Annotated in this window: 17 protein-coding genes; 14 read left to right on the top strand and 3 right to left on the bottom strand. The window is 73.6% G+C overall.

Annotated elements, in window-relative coordinates; all coding sequences use genetic code 11:
- The first annotated feature begins 227 nt into the window (after nt 1–227).
- The 4 genes from ACGF3I_RS06885 to ACGF3I_RS06870 all read left to right on the top strand — a co-directional run bounded on the left by ACGF3I_RS06885 (nt 228) and on the right by ACGF3I_RS06870 (nt 4,207).
- A complete protein-coding gene (locus ACGF3I_RS06885; protein ID WP_393129536.1) occupies nt 228–941 on the top strand; it encodes a (2Fe-2S)-binding protein in 714 nt (237 codons plus the stop codon).
- A 61-nt stretch (nt 942–1,002) separates the two neighbouring features.
- On the top strand, nt 1,003–1,245 hold the full coding sequence (locus ACGF3I_RS06880) for a hypothetical protein (RefSeq protein WP_393129535.1): 243 nt from the start codon (nt 1,003–1,005) through the stop codon (nt 1,243–1,245).
- 2 nt (nt 1,246–1,247) lie between these two features.
- Complete coding sequence (locus ACGF3I_RS06875; protein WP_393129534.1) at nt 1,248–1,796, top strand: Clp protease N-terminal domain-containing protein; 549 nt, start codon at nt 1,248–1,250, stop codon at nt 1,794–1,796.
- A gap of 884 nt (nt 1,797–2,680) precedes the next feature.
- The gene (locus tag ACGF3I_RS06870) at nt 2,681–4,207 is read left to right on the top strand and encodes an SDR family NAD(P)-dependent oxidoreductase (protein WP_393129533.1); all 1,527 of its coding nucleotides are present in this window, start codon (nt 2,681–2,683) and stop codon (nt 4,205–4,207) included.
- Between the two features lie 94 nt (nt 4,208–4,301).
- Here the strand turns inward: ACGF3I_RS06870 and ACGF3I_RS06865 are convergent, their stop codons facing one another.
- Entirely contained in the window at nt 4,302–4,904 is a 603-nt protein-coding gene (locus ACGF3I_RS06865) for an HD domain-containing protein (RefSeq protein ID WP_393129532.1), read from the bottom strand.
- 338 nt (nt 4,905–5,242) lie between these two features.
- Here ACGF3I_RS06865 and ACGF3I_RS06860 point away from each other — a divergent pair, with 338 nt between their 5' ends.
- Together ACGF3I_RS06860 and ACGF3I_RS06855 are read left to right on the top strand one after the other, a co-directional pair.
- A complete protein-coding gene (locus ACGF3I_RS06860; RefSeq protein WP_167152006.1) occupies nt 5,243–5,416 on the top strand; it encodes a hypothetical protein in 174 nt (57 codons plus the stop codon).
- Nucleotides 5,417–5,806: 390 nt separating this feature from the next.
- Nucleotides 5,807–7,870, top strand: coding sequence for a prolyl oligopeptidase family serine peptidase (locus tag ACGF3I_RS06855; RefSeq protein WP_393129531.1), 2,064 nt, complete (start codon nt 5,807–5,809; stop codon nt 7,868–7,870).
- 25 nt (nt 7,871–7,895) lie between these two features.
- Here ACGF3I_RS06855 and ACGF3I_RS06850 read toward each other — a convergent pair whose 3' ends face one another.
- Nucleotides 7,896–8,147, bottom strand: coding sequence for a hypothetical protein (locus tag ACGF3I_RS06850; protein ID WP_393129530.1), 252 nt, complete (start codon nt 8,145–8,147; stop codon nt 7,896–7,898).
- Nucleotides 8,148–8,341: 194 nt separating this feature from the next.
- On the opposite strand from ACGF3I_RS06850, the gene ACGF3I_RS06845 reads away from it, so the two are divergent.
- The 4 genes from ACGF3I_RS06845 to ACGF3I_RS06830 all read left to right on the top strand — a co-directional run bounded on the left by ACGF3I_RS06845 (nt 8,342) and on the right by ACGF3I_RS06830 (nt 14,032).
- Nucleotides 8,342–9,517 carry a DUF6777 domain-containing protein gene (locus tag ACGF3I_RS06845; RefSeq protein ID WP_393129529.1) on the top strand — a complete coding sequence of 392 codons (1,176 nt, stop codon included), beginning with the start codon at nt 8,342–8,344 and terminating at the stop codon, nt 9,515–9,517.
- Nucleotides 9,518–9,929: 412 nt separating this feature from the next.
- Nucleotides 9,930–10,898 carry a hypothetical protein gene (locus ACGF3I_RS06840; RefSeq protein WP_393129723.1) on the top strand — a complete coding sequence of 323 codons (969 nt, stop codon included), beginning with the start codon at nt 9,930–9,932 and terminating at the stop codon, nt 10,896–10,898.
- 165 nt (nt 10,899–11,063) lie between these two features.
- Complete coding sequence (locus tag ACGF3I_RS06835) at nt 11,064–13,055, top strand: SpoIIE family protein phosphatase (protein ID WP_393129722.1); 1,992 nt, start codon at nt 11,064–11,066, stop codon at nt 13,053–13,055.
- A 116-nt stretch (nt 13,056–13,171) separates the two neighbouring features.
- Nucleotides 13,172–14,032, top strand: a complete 861-nt coding sequence (locus tag ACGF3I_RS06830) for an Fpg/Nei family DNA glycosylase (RefSeq protein ID WP_393129528.1) — start codon at nt 13,172–13,174, stop codon at nt 14,030–14,032.
- A 21-nt stretch (nt 14,033–14,053) separates the two neighbouring features.
- On the opposite strand, the gene ACGF3I_RS06825 is transcribed toward ACGF3I_RS06830, so the two are convergent.
- Complete coding sequence (locus ACGF3I_RS06825) at nt 14,054–14,674, bottom strand: zf-HC2 domain-containing protein (protein WP_393129527.1); 621 nt, start codon at nt 14,672–14,674, stop codon at nt 14,054–14,056.
- Nucleotides 14,675–14,745: 71 nt separating this feature from the next.
- On the opposite strand from ACGF3I_RS06825, the gene ACGF3I_RS06820 reads away from it, so the two are divergent.
- From ACGF3I_RS06820 to ACGF3I_RS06805, 4 genes are read left to right on the top strand one after another with little or no spacing between them, the layout of a single operon-like run.
- The gene (locus tag ACGF3I_RS06820; RefSeq protein ID WP_393129526.1) at nt 14,746–15,492 is read left to right on the top strand and encodes a LytR/AlgR family response regulator transcription factor; all 747 of its coding nucleotides are present in this window, start codon (nt 14,746–14,748) and stop codon (nt 15,490–15,492) included.
- 45 nt (nt 15,493–15,537) lie between these two features.
- Nucleotides 15,538–15,936 (top strand): hypothetical protein, encoded by a 399-nt coding sequence (locus tag ACGF3I_RS06815; RefSeq protein WP_393129525.1) that lies wholly within the window; start codon nt 15,538–15,540, stop codon nt 15,934–15,936.
- Nucleotides 15,933–17,615 (top strand): cation acetate symporter, encoded by a 1,683-nt coding sequence (locus ACGF3I_RS06810; RefSeq protein ID WP_393129524.1) that lies wholly within the window; start codon nt 15,933–15,935, stop codon nt 17,613–17,615. Before ACGF3I_RS06815 ends, ACGF3I_RS06810 begins: the two co-directional genes overlap by 4 nt.
- Nucleotides 17,612–18,793, top strand: a complete 1,182-nt coding sequence (locus tag ACGF3I_RS06805; RefSeq protein ID WP_393129523.1) for a histidine kinase — start codon at nt 17,612–17,614, stop codon at nt 18,791–18,793. The genes ACGF3I_RS06810 and ACGF3I_RS06805 overlap by 4 nt, the downstream gene beginning before the upstream one ends.
- Nucleotides 18,794–18,872: the final 79 nt, after the last annotated feature.

Genomic DNA, 18,872 nt, shown 5'->3' with positions numbered 1-18,872 from the left:
GGAGGAGTAGGGGCGTACGACCAAAGTCCTCCCAGATTTCGGACTTTCAGTAAAAGCGCAGCTCAAAAAGGGCGTCAAGGGAATCGGAGCATCACCTTCCGAGGTGCCTCGCCGGCGGGGGCCGAGTCCGGCGATCGTCCCTGCCCGCAGGGTGTGAACCGGCCACGGCCGGGTTCGTGCCACAGTGGCACGGACTGACAGCCGGACCACTGGAGGGGCGAGACAGAGTGAACCCGGAAGAACTGGCGCGGGCCTCGGCGATCGGCGGCTTCTTCGCCCTCAGGACCGGCCCGGTCGACGGGTCGTACGTGCCGCTCGCCGCCGTGTACGCGGGAGAGGCGGCGGAACCCCTGGGCGCCCGGATCGACACCGTCGCGCAGCGGCTCCGGGCGCCCGAGCGCCGGGTCGCCGCCTCCATCGCCCACCTGGGGCTCGCCGCCCGGCTCTGGTCGATCGCCCTCGGCCCCGCCGCGCTCCACGGAGCCGTGCCGGACCTCGCCCCCGGCCGGCTGTACTGGGACGGCGCCCGCACCTCCCCCGACGACCTGGTCCTCGCGCCCGGGACGGCCCGGTGCGGCGCCACCGCCGAGCACCTCGTGGCCGCCGTCGTCGAGGGCCACCTCGCCCCGCTCGCCGACGCGGTCCGGTGCGACACGGCGGTGTCGTACGGGCTGCTGCGCGGCAACGCCGGGTCGGCGCTGGCGGGCGCGGTACGCGAACTGTGCGGCTGGGCGCGGAAGTCGGGCCGCCCCGAAGTGGGGGAGCGGGCCCTGGCCCTGGGCGCCGAACTGTTCGCCCACCCCCTTCTCGCCGGCACCGGCACGCCGCTGCCCGGCCCGGCGTTCCGTCGGCGCAGCTGCTGCCTCTACTACCGCTGTCCCGGGGGCGGGCTGTGCGGGGACTGCGTCTTCGACCGTCCGCCGCGCCGGGACGCCGACTGAGGCCGGGCGATCGTGTCAGGATTCCTTGACAGACTGCCTCTGTCAGGGCAACCTGACATGCATGGGAGCTGAGGACACACCGGCCTCGCTGGCCGGACAAGTCACCAACAAGGACCCCGCCGTCGGACTCGCGGCGGTCGTCGCGCTGCGCCGCCTCCTGGAGGAGCTGGAGCGCGTCCACGTGGACAACGCCCGGGAACAGGGCTGGTCCTGGCAGAACATCGCGACGTCGCTGCAGGTCAGTCGGCAGTCGGTGCATGAAAAGCATGCGAGCAGGCGCAAAGCCACGGGCAAGGGGGACTGAAGGTGTTCGAGTTTTTCACCGATCGCGCCAAGCGGGCGATCGTGGCCTCACAGGACGAGGCGATCGCCCTGGGGCACGACTTCATCGGCACCGAGCACCTCCTGCTCGGGCTCGCCGCAACCGACGACAGCACGGCCTGGGAGGCCCTGACCGCCCAGGGCCTGGCCCTCGTGCCGCTGCGGGCGGAGACCGTACGGGTCCTTGAGGCGGCCGGGGTGCCCAGCACCGGCGGGCAGCCGGCCAAGGACGCGCTCGCCTCCATCGGCATCGACGTCGAGGAGATCAAGCGCCAGGCCGACAGTGCGTTCGGGCCCGGGGCCTTCCAGTACCCCAGGCCCGCCTACACGCCCCGGGCGAAGAAGGTTCTGGAGGCTACGGTGCGGGAGGCTGCCGCTCTCGGGCACGAGCGGTTCGGTACGGGGCACATGTTGCTCGGGCTGCTTGCGGCGGGTGAGGGCGGGCGGGCCCTGGAGGTCCTGGCCGCCCTCGGCACGCCCCCGTCCACCCTGCGCGCCGACCTCCTGCCCCGGCTGACCCCGGCCCCCGAGTAGCCCCCTTCGCCTTCTGCGGCTTGGCTGCGGGGGGTGCGGGGTTTCTTGCGGGTTGGCTGCCGGGGGGGGCTGGTCGCGCAGTTCCCCGCGCCCCTTTGGGGGTGGCTCTGGTTGTGCGGCTGCGGTTCGCGCGCGGTTGCTCGCGCAGTTCCTCGCGCCCCTGTTGGGGCTGGTGTGGTTGTGCGGCTGTGGGTCGTGCGGGGCTGGTCGCGCAGTTCCCCGCGCCCCTGGCGGGGCTGCCGGCCGTGCGGGGTTGCTTGCGCAGTTCCCCGCGCCCCTCGGGGGTTGTTCTGGTTGTGCGGCTGCGGGCCGTGGGGGGCTGGTCGCGCAGTTCCTCGCGCCCCTGGCGGGGCTGCCGGCCGTGCGGGGTTGCTTGCGCAGTTCGCCGCGCCACTTCCGGGGCTGGTGGTTGCGGGCCGTGCTGGGGGGCAACTCCTCGTTCCCCCGCTGGGCTGAGGCCGTCTCGTGACTGCGCTGCCGCGCAAGCACCCTGCCAGGGGCGCGGGGAACTGCGCGATCAGCCACACGTGACCTGCGGACGAATTTCCGGCAGGGGTGCTGGGGGCAGCGTCGGCCGCAGGCGAGGTAGACCAGTGCCATGAACACGGCAGGGCCTACAGGGGCGCGGGGAACTGCGCGACCAGCCACCCCCGACCTGCGGGCGAACTCCTGGCGCGGGGCGCCGAGCGCTGGGCAGCCCGTCAGGGTGCGGGGCGGGTCGCCAGCCGCGCTGGAGGGGTGTGGGGCGACCACGCCGGGGCCGGGCCCAACCGGAGGCCCCTCCGGGCGCGGTTTGGTGCCCGGCCCCCTCGCTCCGTACGATGACCCTTTTGGGGACTTGATTGCTCCCCCTCACTCACGACTGACCGAGGAACGCAGCGGCGATGACGGTGACAGAGGACTTCCAGGGCCAGGGACAGGGCCCGGGTGTCGACGAGCGGCCCGAGCAGGGCGTCGACCAGGACTTCGGCCCCGGCATCGACCCCGAGCGGCTCGCGCTCTGCCTGAGCGTGCTGGCGGAACTCGACACGATCGACGTCGACCACCCCGACGCGATCGCCGTACGCCGCGCCACCGCCGGCGTCTACCGCACCGTGAAGCAGCGCCGCCGCCAGGAGCGCCGGGCCGCCAAGACCGCCCACGACCGGGCCGTCACCGAGGCGACCGCGACCGGCTCCGCCGAGCGCATCGACGACGAGACCGAAGGCCTGCTGCCCAGCTCGTCCGTGACGGGCGAGATCGCGGGCATACTCCAGCGCCCCCGGTCCTGCTACATCTGCAAGACCCGGTACGTCGAGGTCGACGCGTTCTACCACCAGCTCTGCCAGAAGTGCGCCGCCGAGAACCGCGCCCGCCGCGACGCCCGCACCGACCTGACCGGCAAGCGCGCGCTGCTCACCGGGGGCCGCGCCAAGATCGGCATGTACATCGCGCTGCGGCTGCTGCGCGACGGCGCGCACACCACCGTCACCACCCGCTTCCCCAAGGACGCCATCCGCCGCTTCAAGGCGATGGAGGACTCCGCGGACTGGATGCACCGCCTCGAAGTCGTCGGCATCGACCTGCGCGACCCGGCGCAGGTGGTCGCCCTCGCCGAGCAGACCGCCGCGCAGGGGCCGTTGGACATCCTGATCAACAACGCCACCCAGACCGTGCGCCGACTGCCCTCCGCCTACGCCGCCCTGGTGGACGGCGAGAGCGCGCCGCTGCCCGCCGGTGAACTGCCCGCCCACCACGTCATCGGCGCCTTCAACTCCGGCGCGGTCGACGGCCTGACCGCGCTGCCCGCCGGCGTCTCGGGCCTCGACGCCCAGCGCGTCGCCGACCTCGCCCTGGTCGCGGGCAACGCGAGCATCGCCAAGTACCAGGACGGCACCGCCCTGGACGCGGGCGGCCTGCTCCCGGACGTCGTGGACAGCAACACCTGGGTGCAGTCCATCGACCAGATCTCGCCGGTCGAGCTGCTGGAAACCCAGCTCTGCAACTACACCGCTCCGTTCATCCTGATCAGCAGCCTGCGCCCGGTAATGGCGGAGGCCGCCCGCAAGGCGCCCAACGGACGTGCGTACGTGGTGAACGTGTCGGCCATGGAAGGCGTCTTCAGCCGCGGCTACAAGGGTGCGGGCCACCCCAACACCAACGCCGCCAAGGCCGCCATGAACATGGTCACCCGCACCAGTGGCCAGGAGATGTTCGAGAGCGACAAGATCCTGATGACCTCGGTCGACACCGGCTGGATCACCGACGAGCGCCCCCACCACGACAAGCTGCGCCTGGCCGAAGAGGGCTTCCACGCCCCGCTCGACCTGGTCGACGGCGCCGCCCGCGTCTACGACCCCATCGTGCGCGGCGAGTTGGGCGAGGACCTGCACAGCGTCTTCCTCAAGGACTACGCGCCTGCCAACTGGTAGACCCTCCGTTCATGAGTCCGCCGAAGGGCGGCACGCACCCGCGTGCCGCCCTTCGGCGTGAGCGCCCAGTACTCGGCGCGGCCCCCGCAACGGCTCAACTCCGCCCGCGCACCGGCTGATCGCCCCGTTCCGCGACGAGCTCAAGTACCGGACGCCAGTCCTCCATCACGCCCACGGCGAGCCCCACGACCTTCCCCGCGTCATCGGCCTGCCGCAGCACCACCGCGTCCTCCGCCAGCGGATCCCGCGCGAAGGCCGCCGCCTCGTCCGGCCCCATCACCCCGCCCTGTGCCCGCAGGGTCAGCGCGCTCTGCGGCGACAGGGTGCGGTCCGGTTCCACCGCGGCCAGATAGCGCTTCGCGGGCACGTGCAGCCGTACGAGCCGGGCCACCCGGGCGCCGAGCAAGGGGCGTACCGCGGTGGCCGCCGTCTCGGCGTGTCCCGCGTCGTCACCGGGACGGAGTAGCTGACCCAGATCGTGTACGAGCCCCGCCACCTGCAGCTCCTTGTCGGCCGGGCGGGCCCGCCGCAGCAGGTGGGCGGTCTGGAGCGCGTGGTCGTGCAGGTCGACCGGGTCGCCGCTGCGGTCGGGCGTGTCCCAGGCGCCGCGGCAGGAATGCAGCAGGTCCATCAGCTCGTCGACCGAGTGGATCGCCTCCACGGCCCGGTCCTCAAGGGGTTTGCCCGACAGCTCCATGTCATTTCCTCCCCGCGCGCGGCAGCCGATGCGGGGAGCAGATCATGGCGGGTGAACGTCGGGCCGAACTCCCGGCGAAGAAAAGTTGACGCAAAGGAAATGGCGCTATCGAGCGCTACCGCGCTCATTTGGTTACTCTGGTGCGAACGGTAGCCACAGCGGGTCCACCAACCCTCGAGGCCCGTTCCGGATCCGTCCCACAACCTGTGGCCGTGATGCGGACAGAGTGCCGGCGCCACCGCGTCAGAACTGCCCAGCCCCTGCCTTCGGGCGGACACCGGGTCGTAGGACGACGCATGCCGGGACGCCCAGGGTTACGCGACACAGAGGAGTGCGCGGTGACACCAGAGACCACAGAGCGCGAACGCCGGACCCCGGAACGCGGCGGCGAACGGGCCGGCCGGCCCGAGAAGCTCCGCAACATCGAGGTGTGGGCCCGCTCGGCCCCGATCCGCCTCGCAGGCTACGAAGAGGACCTCGCCGAGCCGCACATCCTGCCCGGCATCGACTGAACCGAACCACCCAGTCCGTGCCCCGCACACCCCGGGGCACGGACTCCCCACCCCCGCCCGCCCAGGGGCGCGAGGACCGGCGCGAACAACCAGCCACGGCCCGCAGTCGACCGAGGACCCCAGCCCATGCAGGGGCGCGGGGAACTGCGCGAGCACCCAGCCACGGGCCCGCAGTCGACCGAGGACCCCAGCCCAAGCAGGGGCGCGGGGAACTGCGCGAGCAACCAAGCACGGCCCGCAGCCACCCGCCCCACCTCAACCCACCCCAGGGGCGCGGGGAACCGCGCAAGCACCCCCGCACGGCCCGAACCGAACATGCGGCCCAGCACGATCCGGCCATCACCCCCCACCCCCTGTCCCCCTCCCAACCCCCCGGGGCAGGATGGCCAAATGTCCGAGACCCCGGGTAACCCCACCACCTCCCACGACCTCCCCACCTTCCTGGCAACCCCCCGCGTCAACGCCCTGGCCCTCTCGCCGGACGGGCGCCGGCTGGTGGCCGCCGTGCAGGGCCTCAACTCCGAGCGCAACGGCCTGGTGTCAGGCCTGTGGGACATCGACGTCACGGGCGAACGCGCGCCCCGCCGGCTGACCCGCTCCCGCGCGGGCGAGTCCGCGCCCGCCTTCGCCCCGGACGGCACCCTCTGCTTCCTCTCCGCCCGCCAGGACACCGACCCCGCCGCGGCCGAGGACCCCGACGCGAGCACCGCGGTGTGGTCGCTGCCCGAGAGCGGCGAGGCGGCCCTGCTGGCGCGCCACCCGGGCGGCATCGCCGGCTTCACCCTCGCCCGGGACACCGGCACCCTGGCGTACACCGCCGGCCTGCTGCCCGGCGCGGCCGACGCCGAGGCCCATGCCAAGCTGCGCAAGGACCGCGCCGACGCCAAGGTCACCGCCGTCCTGTACGAGTCCGGGCCCACCCGGTTCTGGGACAGCGACCTGGGCCCGGACGAGCCGCACACCTTCGTACGCCGCGCTCAGGAAGCCCAGGAACCCCAGGGCGCCCAAGACCCCCAGGACCCCCAGGGCCCGCCCGTCGACGCCGGGGGACAGGGTTTCCTGAGCGAGGCCGAGACCGCGCTCTCGCCCGACGGCACCCGCGTCGCCCACACCCGCTTCGTGCCCGGCGACGTACCGGACGGCAACCGCACCGTCGTGGTGATCGCGGACGCCGCCACCGGCGAAGAGCTGCACGTGGTCGAGCACGGCCAATTCGCTTACAGCGCACCGCTGTTCACCGCCGACGGCGCCGCCGTGATCTGCACCCGCCAGCGGATCGAGACGTACGAGACCCCGTTCCACTACATGCTCGTGCGCGTCGACCCCGCGACCGGCGACGAGAGCGAGCTCGTGCCGGACTTCGAGAACTGGCCCGTCGGCGCGGTGGTCTCGCCCCGCCGTGACGACGCGACCCTCTGGTTCGCCGCGGACGAGCTGGGCCACTCGCCGGTCTTCCGGCGCGACGCCGACGGCACCGTCACCCGGCTCACCGCATCCGGCACGTACACCTCGCTGTGCGTCGCACCCGACGGACGCACCCTCTACGCGCTGCGCAGCTCGATCGACGCCCCGCCCACCCCGGTGCGGCTCGACGCCGCCGCGCCCGAGCAGGAGCCCGTCGTGCTCAAGGCGCCCGGCGACGTGGGGCGCCTGCCGGGCACCCTGACCGAGGTGCACACCGTGGCCGAGGACGGATTCCCGCTGCGGTCCTGGCTCGTACTGCCCGAGGGCGCGTCCGCCGCACGCCCCGCGCCCTTGCTGCTCTTCCCGCACGGCGGACCCGAGACCTCCTGGAACGCCTGGACCTGGCGCTGGAACCCCTGGCCCTTCGCGGCCCGCGGCTACGCGGTCCTGCTGCCCGACCCCGCGCTGTCCTCCGGTTACGGGCCCCGGATGCACGAGCGCGGCTGGGGCCAGTGGGGCGGCCGGCCCTACCGCGACCTCATGGCGGCCACCGACGCCGCCGTGGCGCGCCCCGACATCGACGCCACCCGCACCGGACTCGCGGGCGCCTCCTACGGCGGCTACATGGCCAACCGGGTCGCCACCCTCACCGACCGGTTCAAGGCGATCGTCTCGCACGCCTCGGTCTGGGACCTGCGCTCGTTCCAGGCGGACACCGACGCCTCGGACTACTTCCGGAGGATCTTCGGCGATCCGCTGACCCGCCCCGAGCGCTACGACACGCACTCGCCGGCCCTCGCCGTCGACCGCATCCGCACGCCCATGCTGGTGGTGCACGGCGCGAAGGACTACCGGGTGCCCGTCGGTCAGGGCATGGCCCTCTTCCAGGAGCTCCAGCGCCGTCAAGTCCCGGCGAAGTTCCTGTACTTCCCGGACGAGAACCACTGGATCCTCGCCCCGAACCACGCCCGCCTCTGGTACGCGACCCTGCTGGCCTTCCTCGACCACCACGTGCTGGGCGAGGAGTGGCAGCGTCCCGAACTGGTGTGAGCGGAAAGGAAGTTGGCGACCGGTCTCAGCCGGCCGGGTCATGGGGGACGAAGAGGCTGAGCCGGTAGCTGGTCGGGGACTGCAGGCGCCCGCAGAACATGTCCACGCGCAGCATCGACGGGTCCGTCAACCCGCGCTCCGCGCACAGGCGTCGGGCCTCGGACCGCAGCTCCCTCTCGTCCTCCGTGGAGAACACCGGCTCCCAGCGACCCGCCTGAGGGGAGCGCGCCCCGGCCTCGCGCTCCCGCTGTCGCTTGCGCTTCCGCTGTCCTGGCACGCCCCCAGCATGGCAGGCGGGCGCCCGGGCAGGGCAGGGGCCCGGCCGGGCGTCCTGCCGGGCGGGCGCCGGGCCCGCGCGCGGCGGGAGGGCCGCGGCCGGGGGTCGCCCGTTCTGCCCCGTCCGTTTGCGCCGGGCGCGCGGCTGCGGCACACAATGAGGGGCAACTCGGGGCGTACAGGTGGGAGATCCACGTGCCCTCGACCCTGCGCAGAATCGCCGCTGCCGCCGCCGTCCTGTCCGTCGGTGCCTTCGCCGCCGGATGCGGTGGCGGCGCCACCGGCGCCGACAGCAACCAGGACCTCAACCTCCAGCCGATCGCCGCCGCGGGCCCGGACCCGTTCACGGCGTCCACGGCCGAGTCGAAGGCGACCCCCACTCCGGCGGCGTCCCCGACCGGCCCCGGCCCCTCCGGCGACCTGCGAGCGCCGCGCACCGTGAACGGCTCGACGCCGGGCCTGTACGGCGGTACGCAGTCCGTGGCCAGCTGTGACGTGGAGAAGCAGATCCGCTTCCTCGGCGGCGACCGGGCCAAGAACCGTGCCTTCGCGGACGCGGCCGGGATCGACCCCGCCTCGGTCGCGGGCTTTCTGCGCGGTCTGACCCCGGTCGTGCTGCGCGTGGACACCCGCGTCACCAACCACGGCTTCCGCGACGGCTCGGCCACCAGCTTCCAGTCCGTCCTCCAGGCCGGCACCGCGGTCCTGGTGGACGGCCACGGGCTGCCGCGCGTGCGCTGTGCCTGCGGCAACCCGCTGAAGCCCCCCAACAACCACCAGGGCAACTGGAACGACAAGGGCAAGCCGTGGCCGGGCTACCGCGCCGACCGCGTGATCGTGGTGCGGCCCACCACGGTGGTCGTCAACAACTTCATCATCGTCAACATCACCAACAACACGTGGATCGAGCGGAAGTCGGGCGACGACGGCCGGCACGACCGCGAGCGCCCGGACATCACGATCGACCCGGTCAAGCCCCCGGTCCCCGAGCCGCCGTCGCCCCCGGCGAGCCCGAGCACGTCTGCGCCGAGCAGCTCACCGAGCACCTCGCCGAGCCAGAGCCCCGACTGTCCGACCCCGACGCCGACCGTGACGGTCACCGAGACGCCCGCGCCCTCGGACTCGACGCCCGGCACGCCGTCGTCCCCGTCCGCACCGCCGAACAGCCCGGCCGCGTCCCCGAGCGGCTGTCCGCCCGCCACCAAGACGGTCACCCCGACGCCTTCGGCGAGCCCGTCGGCCCCCTCGCCCCTGGTGCCCCCGGCCCCGGAGACCAGCCCGCCGAACGACATGCCCTCGCTGCCCACCGACATCCCGAGCGGGCCCGACTCCGACGTCTTCGGGCCGTCCCAGGAGTCGGAGAACGTCTGACGACGCACGTACCCGGCATCGGCAGGGCCCGGCGGCGCCGTCGCCGGGCCCTGCCCGTCACCCGGGCCGCGGTCACGGGAGATGGGACACGGTCATGGACCATGGGACACGGTGACGGGACACGGGGCGGGACGGAAAGACGCATCAACGGGTGCATATAGGCTGCGTACTTTGTTCCGTCGTCCGTCATCCGTCGTCCGTCCTCCAGCAGCCAGGAGCGTCCTCCGTGACCGTCGCCGCCATCGACCTGCCCGAGCCGTCCGCGCCCCCCGCCGCCGAAGTCCACGACAGCACGGAGCACGCAGGCGCCGGCCCCGACCATGCGGCCCACGACAGCGCGGCTCTCGACGACACGGCCCCCGACAACGCGTCCCACGGAAGCGCCTCCCACGGAAGCGCGGCCCACGACAGCGTGGTGCGCGACGCCCGCGAGTTCGGCGCGTACGCGCGCACCGGCGGCTGGGCGTTCGCCCTGAAGGTGGCCCGCAGCGTGCGGCCCGGGGGACAGGCGGCCGGCGAGACGCCGAAGGTCTCGGCCAAGGAGTTCAGCGAGCTCGCCGGCTGCTCGGCGGAGCGCGTCATGCGCTACTACAAGGCGTGGGACAAGGCCTCCGACGACGGCCTCGTCCCGCTCTTCGAGGCACTCGTCCCCGGTGAGGACATCGAGCTGCCCGACGCCGACGTCTGGCTCACGTACTACACCTCCCGCTCCAGCGCGACGTCCGAGCGCGGCACCGCCATCACCGCCGCGGCCGAGGCCGAGGGCATCCGGCCGACCAAGGCCCTCGAAGTGGCCGAGAACCCGACCGCGCTGCGTGCCGCGATCCTCGCCGACCCCGGGACCGCCCAGGCCGCCCGCACCGCGCTGCTCGACCGCCTCAAGGAGGACCCGGCCCTCCAGACCGAGCTGGCCCGTGACATCGCGCGCACCGACGAGCTGAAGAAGGCGGTGGCCCAGGAGACCAGGGCCGCCGACCGCATCGGCTACGTCCGCCAGATCGTCGAGAACAACCAGATGCGCACCCCCGCGGGCCAGACCGTGGAGGCGCCCGCCGAGCTCCGTGCCGAGGCCGAGCGCCACCTCTCGCTGCTCGACGAACTCGACGACTCCGAAGAGACCGGCGAGTGGGCGACCGAGGCGTACGACACCGTCAAGGGCCTCGTCGCGCAGGCCGTCGAGGCCGACCCCGACCTGCGCGTCCAGGAACGCCGCACGAAGTTCTACAGCAGCCTCCAGCGGGCCACCAAGGTCTTCGAGGAGCTCACCCTGGACGACGCGGACGACATCTACGAGGACGACATGGTCCAGCGCCTCGAAGAGCTCCAGGCGGCCATCGGCACCTGCATCACCGCACTGCGCAAGGCGTCCCCCGCCCACTGAGCGCGCCGCCCGCCGCTCCCTGATGCGCGCGGTCCGGGCTGCGCCTAGCGTGGCCCCATGGACGCGGGTACCGGGGACGGAGGGGCGGGCGAGCTGTGCCACTGCGGCGAGCCCGCCGGCGCCGAGGAGTGCCGCTTCCTTCACTCGTACGGCCGAGACCTGCGGATGGGAAGCTTCGACTGGGACCTCGGCACCGGCCTGATGCACATGGACCAGCCGGCCCTCGACGTGTTCGACCTGGGCCCCGAGGAGTACGACAACCACCCCGAGTCGCTCGCCGACCGGGTGCCGACCGCCGAGGCCCTGCGGCTCGACGCGCTCGTCTCGCAGGCGCTCAAGAGCGGCACCGCCAACTACGGCGCGTACTTCCGCATCCGGCTGCGCAACGGCGCCCTGCGCTGGACCCACACCCAGGGTTTCGTGCGCCGCGACGAGAGCGGCCGGCCCCTGCGCATCATCGGCATGGTCCGCGACGCCACGCAGGAACTCGCCGAATCGACCGCCCGGGTGGGCCTCGACGCCCAGCGGCGCCGCACCACCAGCGTCGTGGAGGCCACCACGGCCGCCCTCGCTCACGCCAGGACCGTCCAGGACGTCATCGACGTCATGAAGGACTCGCGGGGCCCCGAGTACCTGGGCGCCACCAGTCTGGTGATGGGCCTCCTGGAGGCGGGCCGCATCCATCTGATCGCCGAGGGCCCCGAGGGAAGCTTCGTGCCGGGCACCCGCTGGACCCGCGTCGACGAGCGGTACCCGATGAGCGAGGTGGTCCGCACGCTCGTGCCCCGCTTCATCGAGTCGCCCGAGGACTTCGCCCAGTCCTACCCGGGGCTCTGGCCCAACATCAGCGGCCTCGGCATCACCTCCGCCGCCTACCTCCCGCTGATCGCCCAGGCCCGCCCGATCGGCGCGATCGGACTGCTCTACAGCGACAAGTGGGGCTTCACCAGTGACGAGCGCAACCTCCTTGTGGCGCTGGGCAGTTCGATCGCCCAGTCGCTCCAGCGGGCCATGCTCTACGAGCAGGAGCACGATCTCGCCGAGGGCCTCCAGCAGGCGATGCTGCCGCGCCGCATCCCCGAGGTGCCCGGCGCCCAGCTGGCCGTGCGCTACCGCGCCGCCCGGTTCGGCCGGGACATCGGGGGCGACTGGTACGACGTGATCCCGCTGCCCGGCGGCCGTGTCGGCGTGGCCATCGGCGACGTACAGGGCCATGACACGCACGCGGCCGCGGTGATGGGCCAGCTGCGCATCGTGCTGCGCGCGTACGCGGCCGAGGGGCACACGCCGGCCACCGTGATGGCCAGGGCCTCGGTGTTCCTGGACGAACTCGACACCGACCGCTTCGCGACCTGCACCTACGCGGAGGCCGATCTGAGCACCGGCGTGGTGCAGATCGTGCGCGCCGGCCATGTCGACCCGCTGCTGCGCCTGACCGACGGCAGCTGTCGCAGACTTCCGGTGGAAGGCGGGCTCCCGCTCGGCCTGTCGGCGGAGTTCCGGCGACTGGAGTATCCGGTGTCGACGGTCGAACTCGACCCGGGCCAGACCCTGTTGCTCTACACCGACGGGCTGGTGGAGCAGCCGGGCGCCGACCTCGACGACGGCATGGAACTCCTCACCTCCCTGGTGCGCGGCGGCCCCCAGGACCTCGAAGCGCTCGCCGACCGGCTGTGCGACGTGGTCGACGAGCAGGCCGGCGACGACGACGTGGCGCTGCTGCTCCTGCGCCGCAGCACCACCGAGGTGCCGCAGGGCGGCGGCCGGCTGCGCCAGCACGTGGCGCAGAGCGACCCGGAGGCGCTCAGCTCCTCCCGGCACATGATCCGCGCGGCGGTCCGCGCCTGGGGAGCCCGCGAGCGCTCCGACGAGATCGAGCTGGCCGCCGACGAACTCATCACCAACGCCCTGATGCACACCGACGGCGGCGCCATCGTCACCATCCGCGTGCTGTCCGGCCCCGAGCGCCGCCTGCGCGTCGAGGTCGAGGACCGCTCCAGCGCCCTGCCGCGCCGCCGCGAAGCGGGCGCGTCGGGGGTGTCGGGGCGCGGCCTGATGCTGGTGGACCGGCTCGCGGACGTGTGGGGCGTGGAGTCGCGCGGCAGCGGCAAGTGCGTGTGGTGCGAGTTCGCCGTCCCGGACCGCGAACCCCTCTGACGGCCCGGCCCCCGCCGCCCGACGGCAGGGCCGTACCGGGCCTCGACCGGCTCGCGGAGAGCCTGCGGGGCGGGCGCGGCTCGCTGAGCCCCGCCGTACGAGGCACCCTGGTAGGTATGCCGGAACTGCCCGAAGTCGAGGCCCTGCGGGTCTTCCTCCGCGACCACCTGGTCGGCCGGGAGATCGAATCCGCGCTGCCCGTCGCGATCAGCGTCCTGAAGACGTACGACCCGCCGTACACCGCCCTGGCCGGGCGCACCGTCACGGAGGTGGCCCGGCACGGCAAGTTCCTCGACCTCGACGCCGACGGCCTGCACCTGTGCGTCCACCTGGCCCGCGCGGGCTGGCTGCGCTGGTACGACGCGCTGCCCACCGCCCCGCCCAGACCAGGCAAGGGCCCCCTCGCGCTGCGTGTCGTGCTGACCGGCGGCGCCGGCTTCGACCTCACCGAGGCCGGCACCCGCAAGAGCCTCGCCGCCTACCTCGTCCACGACCCGTCCGACGTCCCCGGCATCGCACGGCTCGGCCCCGACCCGCTGGCCCCCGGCTTCGACCGCGACGCGTTCGCGGCCCTGCTCAAGGGGGAGCGGCGACAGCTCAAGGGCGCCCTGCGCGACCAGTCCCTCATCGCCGGCATCGGCAACGCCTACAGCGACGAGATCCTGCACGTCGCCCGCATGTCGCCGTTCAAGCCCGTCGACCGTCTCACCGAGGAGGAGACCACCGCCCTGTACGAGGCGATGCGCACCACCCTCACCGAGGCGGTGGAGCGCTCCCGCGGCGTCGAGGCGGGCCGTCTGAAGGCCGAGAAGAAAAGCGGGCTTCGGGTGCACGGACGGACCGGCGAAGCCTGCCCGGTGTGCGGCGACACCGTCCGCGAGGTGTCCTTCGCCGACTCCTCGCTCCAGTACTGCGCCACCTGCCAGACCGGCGGCAAGGTCCTCGCCGACCGCCGTCTGTCGAAACTGCTCAAGTAGCCCGACCCGAGCCGTGGGGGCTCAGCCGGGCGTGATCGTCGCGAGCGGCGCCCCGGCCGCCGTGCGCACCTCGAACCGGGCGATGGCGTCCTCGGCCAGGGCCGCCGCCCCCCGCATCCGCACCGGGCGCCCCCCGGGGTCCGCCCAGGTCGCCACCGTCTGCCGGCTGCCGTCCCGGCCCACCGCGACGAGCGTGCACGCCACCGGCTGCGCGCCCGCGAGCCCGAGCTCCACGTCCGTGCCCCACTCCTCGGGCGCCGTCACCAGGGACGCCGTCACTCCCGGCGCGTGCGAGGACAGCTCCCAGCGCGGATCGGGCGGTGCGAGCGCGACGCCGAGCCCGCCCGCGACGAGCACCCCCGCCGCGGCCACCAGAGCGATCCGCGCCCCTCGCCCGCGCCTGCGCCGCCGGGCCACCGCCGCCAGCATCGCGTGCAGCACCTGCGGCGACACCGGTCCGCTCGGCGCCGCTCCGTCGGCGGTGTACGCGGCGAGCAGGGCGGCGACGCCCCCGAACTCGGCGAGCAGGTCCCGGCACGGGGCGCACCCGGCGAGATGCTCCTCGAAGCGGAAAACGTCGGCGGCACCGAGCACCCCGAGGGCGTAGGCCCCGGCGTCCCGGTGGATCTGCGGCGAACTCATGCCGTCAGGTACGCGGGAACCGGCCCGAACGCTCAAGACACCCCCGCACCGCACACCTAGACTTCGGCCCCATGCTGCGCGTACTGGCGGTCGACGACGAAGCCCCCGCCCTCGAAGAACTCCTCTACCTGCTGCGCGCCGACCCCCGCATCGGCTCCGCCGAGGGCGCCAGCACGGCCACCGACGCGCTGCGGCTCATCGGCACGGCCCTCGAAGCCGGCGAGAACGACGGCAACGGCGTCGACGTGGTGTTCCTCGACATCCACATGGCCGGACTCAGCGGACTCGACATCGCCCGTCTCCTGGCCGGCTTCGCCCGACCGCCGCTCATCGTCTTCGTCACCGCCCACGAGGGCTTCGCCGTCCGGGCCTTCGACCTCAAGGCCGTCGACTACGTCCTCAAACCGGTGCGCGCGGAGCGGCTCGCGGAGGCCGTGCGCCGGGTCGCCGAACTCGTCGGCGACCGCGCCGCCGCCGTCCAGGAACCCGACCAGATACCCGTCGAACTCGGCGGCGTCACCCGCTTCCTGGCCATCGCGGACATCACCTACGCCGAGGCCCAGGGCGACTACGCCCGACTGCACACCGAGCGCGGCAGCCATCTCGTGCGGATCCCGCTGTCCACCCTCGAAGAGCGCTGGCGCAGCCGCGGCTTCGTGCGCATCCACCGCAGCCACCTCGTCGCCATCGACCGGATCGACGAACTCCGCCTGGACGCGGGCACCATGAGCGTGCGGGTCGGCGACGCCGAACTCCCCGTCAGCCGGCGCCACGCCCGCACGGTCCGTGACCGCCTGCTGTGGCGCCCCACCCGCTGACCTGGCCCTTCCCCGACCCGTGATCGGATGCGTACACTCCGCGCCATGTCCGCAGAGCAGGCGGCGCGACGCGAGACGGTGACGGGGGAGCCGAGGAGGGTCCGCCCGCTGCCGCGACACCGCGCCCAGTCCGAGATCGACGAACACACCGCGCTCGGCAGCGCCTATGTGCGTTCCCTGATGCGCGGTCAACTCCGGGCCGCACTCAGCGGGTTCGCCGTCCTGGCCCTCACGGTCGGGACACTGCCGCTCGCCTTCCGCGCCCTGGACGACGACGCCGTCACCTGGTGCGTGCTCGGCTTCGGCATCCACGGACCGCTCGGCCTGATCGCCTGGTGGTACGTGCGCACCGCCGAGCGCAACGAGCGCGACTTCGCCCGCCTGGTCGCCGACCGGCCGGCGGTGCCCGCCGCCCGGACGAGGCGGGGCAGAGCCGCCCGGTGACGAGCCAGACCTACGCCGTGGCGGCGGTGACCGCCGTCGTCCTCGCCACCCTGCTCGTGGGCGGGTTCGGGCTGCGCATCTCGCGCACCACCTCCGACTTCTACGTCGCCTCGCGCACCGTCGGCCCCGGCCTCAACGCCGCCGCCATCAGCGGTGAATACCTCTCGGCCGCCTCCTTCCTCGGCATCGCCGGCCTCGTCCTCGTGCAGGGCCCCGACATGCTCTGGTACCCGGTCGGCTACACCGCCGGCTACCTCGTGCTGCTGCTGTTCGTCGCCGCCCCGCTGCGCCGCTCCGGCGCGTACACGCTGCCCGACTTCGCCGAGGGGCGGCTCGAATCGACGGCCGTGCGCCGCCTGGTCAGCGTCTTCGTGGTCGGCGCCGGCTGGCTCTATCTGGTGCCCCAACTCCAGGGCGCGGGGCTGACGTTGAAGATCCTGACCGGCGCGCCGGGCTGGCTCGGACCGGTGCTCGTCGCATCCGTCGTGGTGCTCGCGGTCGCCGCGGGGGGCATGCGCTCGATCACCTTCGTCCAGGCCTTCCAGTACGCGCTGAAGCTGACCGCGCTGCTCGTCCCGGTCTTCTTCCTGGTCCTCGCCTGGCGCGGCGACGGCGCGCCGCGGCCCGTGTACGACGAGCCCGCGACCCTGCGCCACCAGCAGACCGTCCGCGTCGCCGACACCCTCACGCTGCGTCTGGACCGGCCGCTGCCCGTGCATGTTTCCGGCACGGTGGACGGCCGCCGCCACGAGGGCGACGCGCTGACGCTGGCCGCGGGCGAGCACCGCGTCACGGCCGGCACCCGTCTCGTGCTCGCCGCCGCGACCCCCGTGCCCGACGCGCCCTCCCGGACCGGGCACCCGCTGTACGCCACCTACGGGCTGATCATGGCCACCTTCCTCGGCACCATGGGCCTGCCCCACGTCGTGGTCCGCTTCTACACCAGCCCGGGTGGCCGCGAGGCCCGCAGGGCCACCGTCGTGGTGCTCGCCCTGATCGGCGTGTTCTACCTGCTGCCCCCCGTCTACGGCGCCCTCGGCCGTCTGTACGCCCCCGAACTCGCCCTCACCGGTGACGCGGACGCGGCCGTGCTGCTGCTGCCCGGGCGGCTCGTCGGCGGTGCCGGAGGCGAACTGCTCGGCGCGCTCGTCGCGGGCGGCGCGTTCGCGGCGTTCCTTTCGACCGCCTCCGGGCTCACCATGGCGGTCGCCGGCGTCCTCACCCAGGACGTGCTGCCGGCCCGCGGCGTACGCCACTTCCGGCTCGCCACCCCCCTCGCCGTCGCGGTGCCGCTGCTCGGCGCGCTGCCGGTCAGCGGGGTGCCGGTGGCCGACGCGGTGGGCATGGCCTTCGCGGTGTCCGCCTCCTCGTTCTGCCCGCTCCTGGTGCTCGGCATCTGGTGGCGCGGGCTCACCCCGCCCGGCGCGGCCGCCGGGCTCGTACTCGGGGGAGGGTCCGCGCTGCTCGCCGTCGCCGCCACCGTGCTCGACGTGGCACCGCCCGGCGTCGTTCGCACCCTGCTCGCCTGGCCCGCCGTCTGGTCGGTGCCGGTGGGCTTCCTCGCCATGATCGGGGTCTCGCTCGCCACCCCGGGCCGGGTGCCGGCCGGCACCGACGCCGCGATGACCCGCTTCCATCTGCCCGAGGCCCTGACCCGCCGGGACGGAGGACGGACATGACCCTGGCCGCACTGCTCTTCCTCGGCCCGCTGCTCGCCGCCGCCGGATACTGGCTCGGCCGGCGCGCCGCACGCCGGGGCCGCCCCAGCGATGTCGGCACGCCCGTCGAGCACGCCACCTTCGAGACCCTGCACACCGCCTCGCTCGCCGCGCCCCCGCTGCGCGCCGGGCTCACCGCCGAGGCGGCCCGCCGCTCGGCCCGCGGCCTGCGCTCGCTGCTCGGCACCGACGCCCTCTGCCTCACCGACCGCGACACCATCCTGACCTGGGACGGCGCGGGCGAGCAGCACCACAGCGCCCACGTGATGCAGCAGGTGGGGCCGCTGCTCGGCACCGGACGCGACCGGGCGTTCGCGCTGTCCTGCGACGACCTGGACTGCCCGCTGCGCTGGGCGGTGGCCGTGCCCCTCACCGTGGACCACCGGGTGCTGGGCACCCTCGTCGCCTATGCGCCCCGCGAGTCCGCGGTCCTCGCCCGGGCCGCGGGGGAGGTGGGCCGCTGGGTCTCCGTCCAGCTCGAACTCGCCGAACTCGACCGTTCCCGCACCCGGTTGATCGAGGCCGAGATCAAGGCACTGCGGGCCCAGATCTCCCCGCACTTCATCTTCAACTCGCTGGCGGCCATCGCCTCGTTCGTCCGCACCGACCCGGAGCGGGCCCGTGAACTCCTTCTGGAATTCGCCGACTTCACGCGCTACTCGTTCCGCCGGCACGGCGACTTCACCACGCTGGCCGAAGAACTCCACTCCATCGACCAGTACCTCGCCCTCGTGCGGGCCCGTTTCGGCGACCGGCTCTCGGTCACCCTCCAGGTGGCCCCCGAGGTGCTTCCGGTCGCGCTCCCCTTCCTCTGCCTCCAGCCGCTCGTGGAGAACGCCGTCAAGCACGGCATCGAGGGCAGGGAGGGCGGCGGGCACCTCACCATCAGCGCCCTGGACGCGGGCAACGAGGCCGAGGTCGTCATCGAGGACGACGGCGCGGGCATGGACCCGCGGCGGCTGCGCCGCATCCTGCGCGGCGAGGAGAGCGAGGCCGGCGGCATCGGCCTGCTCAACGTCGACGAACGGCTGCGCCAGGTGTACGGCGACGCGCACGGGCTCGTCATCGAGACCGGGATCGGCGCGGGCATGAAGGTGACGGCGCGCATCCCCAAGTACCGTGCGGGCGTGCACAGTTGACGACACCGGCCGGGCGGGCCCAGGTGCTGTGCCCCGGTGGGCGGACCTCGCGACCCCGGTGGACCGCGCGCCCCGGTGG

Source organism: Streptomyces sp. NPDC048111 (genome assembly GCF_043202815.1).
Taxonomy (GTDB): Bacteria; Actinomycetota; Actinomycetes; order Streptomycetales; family Streptomycetaceae; genus Streptomyces.
Note: the sequence above shows the minus strand (reverse complement) of the source record. Positions and strands in the feature narration are given on the sequence as shown.

Bases quoted from the DNA above. Each gene is read 5' to 3' on its own strand.
- ACGF3I_RS06880 (WP_393129535.1), top strand. From the start codon at position 1,003: ATGGGAGCTGAGGACACACCGGCCTCGCTGGCCGGACAAGTCACCAAC.
- ACGF3I_RS06870 (WP_393129533.1), top strand. From the start codon at position 2,681: ATGACGGTGACAGAGGACTTCCAGGGCCAGGGACAGGGCCCGGGTGTC.
- ACGF3I_RS06865 (WP_393129532.1), bottom strand. From the start codon at position 4,904: ATGGAGCTGTCGGGCAAACCCCTTGAGGACCGGGCCGTGGAGGCGATC.
- ACGF3I_RS06855 (WP_393129531.1), top strand. From the start codon at position 5,807: ATGTCCGAGACCCCGGGTAACCCCACCACCTCCCACGACCTCCCCACC.
- ACGF3I_RS06835 (WP_393129722.1), top strand. From the start codon at position 11,064: ATGGGAAGCTTCGACTGGGACCTCGGCACCGGCCTGATGCACATGGAC.
- ACGF3I_RS06830 (WP_393129528.1), top strand. From the start codon at position 13,172: ATGCCGGAACTGCCCGAAGTCGAGGCCCTGCGGGTCTTCCTCCGCGAC.
- ACGF3I_RS06825 (WP_393129527.1), bottom strand. From the start codon at position 14,674: ATGAGTTCGCCGCAGATCCACCGGGACGCCGGGGCCTACGCCCTCGGG.
- ACGF3I_RS06820 (WP_393129526.1), top strand. From the start codon at position 14,746: ATGCTGCGCGTACTGGCGGTCGACGACGAAGCCCCCGCCCTCGAAGAA.
- ACGF3I_RS06815 (WP_393129525.1), top strand. From the start codon at position 15,538: ATGTCCGCAGAGCAGGCGGCGCGACGCGAGACGGTGACGGGGGAGCCG.
- ACGF3I_RS06805 (WP_393129523.1), top strand. From the start codon at position 17,612: ATGACCCTGGCCGCACTGCTCTTCCTCGGCCCGCTGCTCGCCGCCGCC.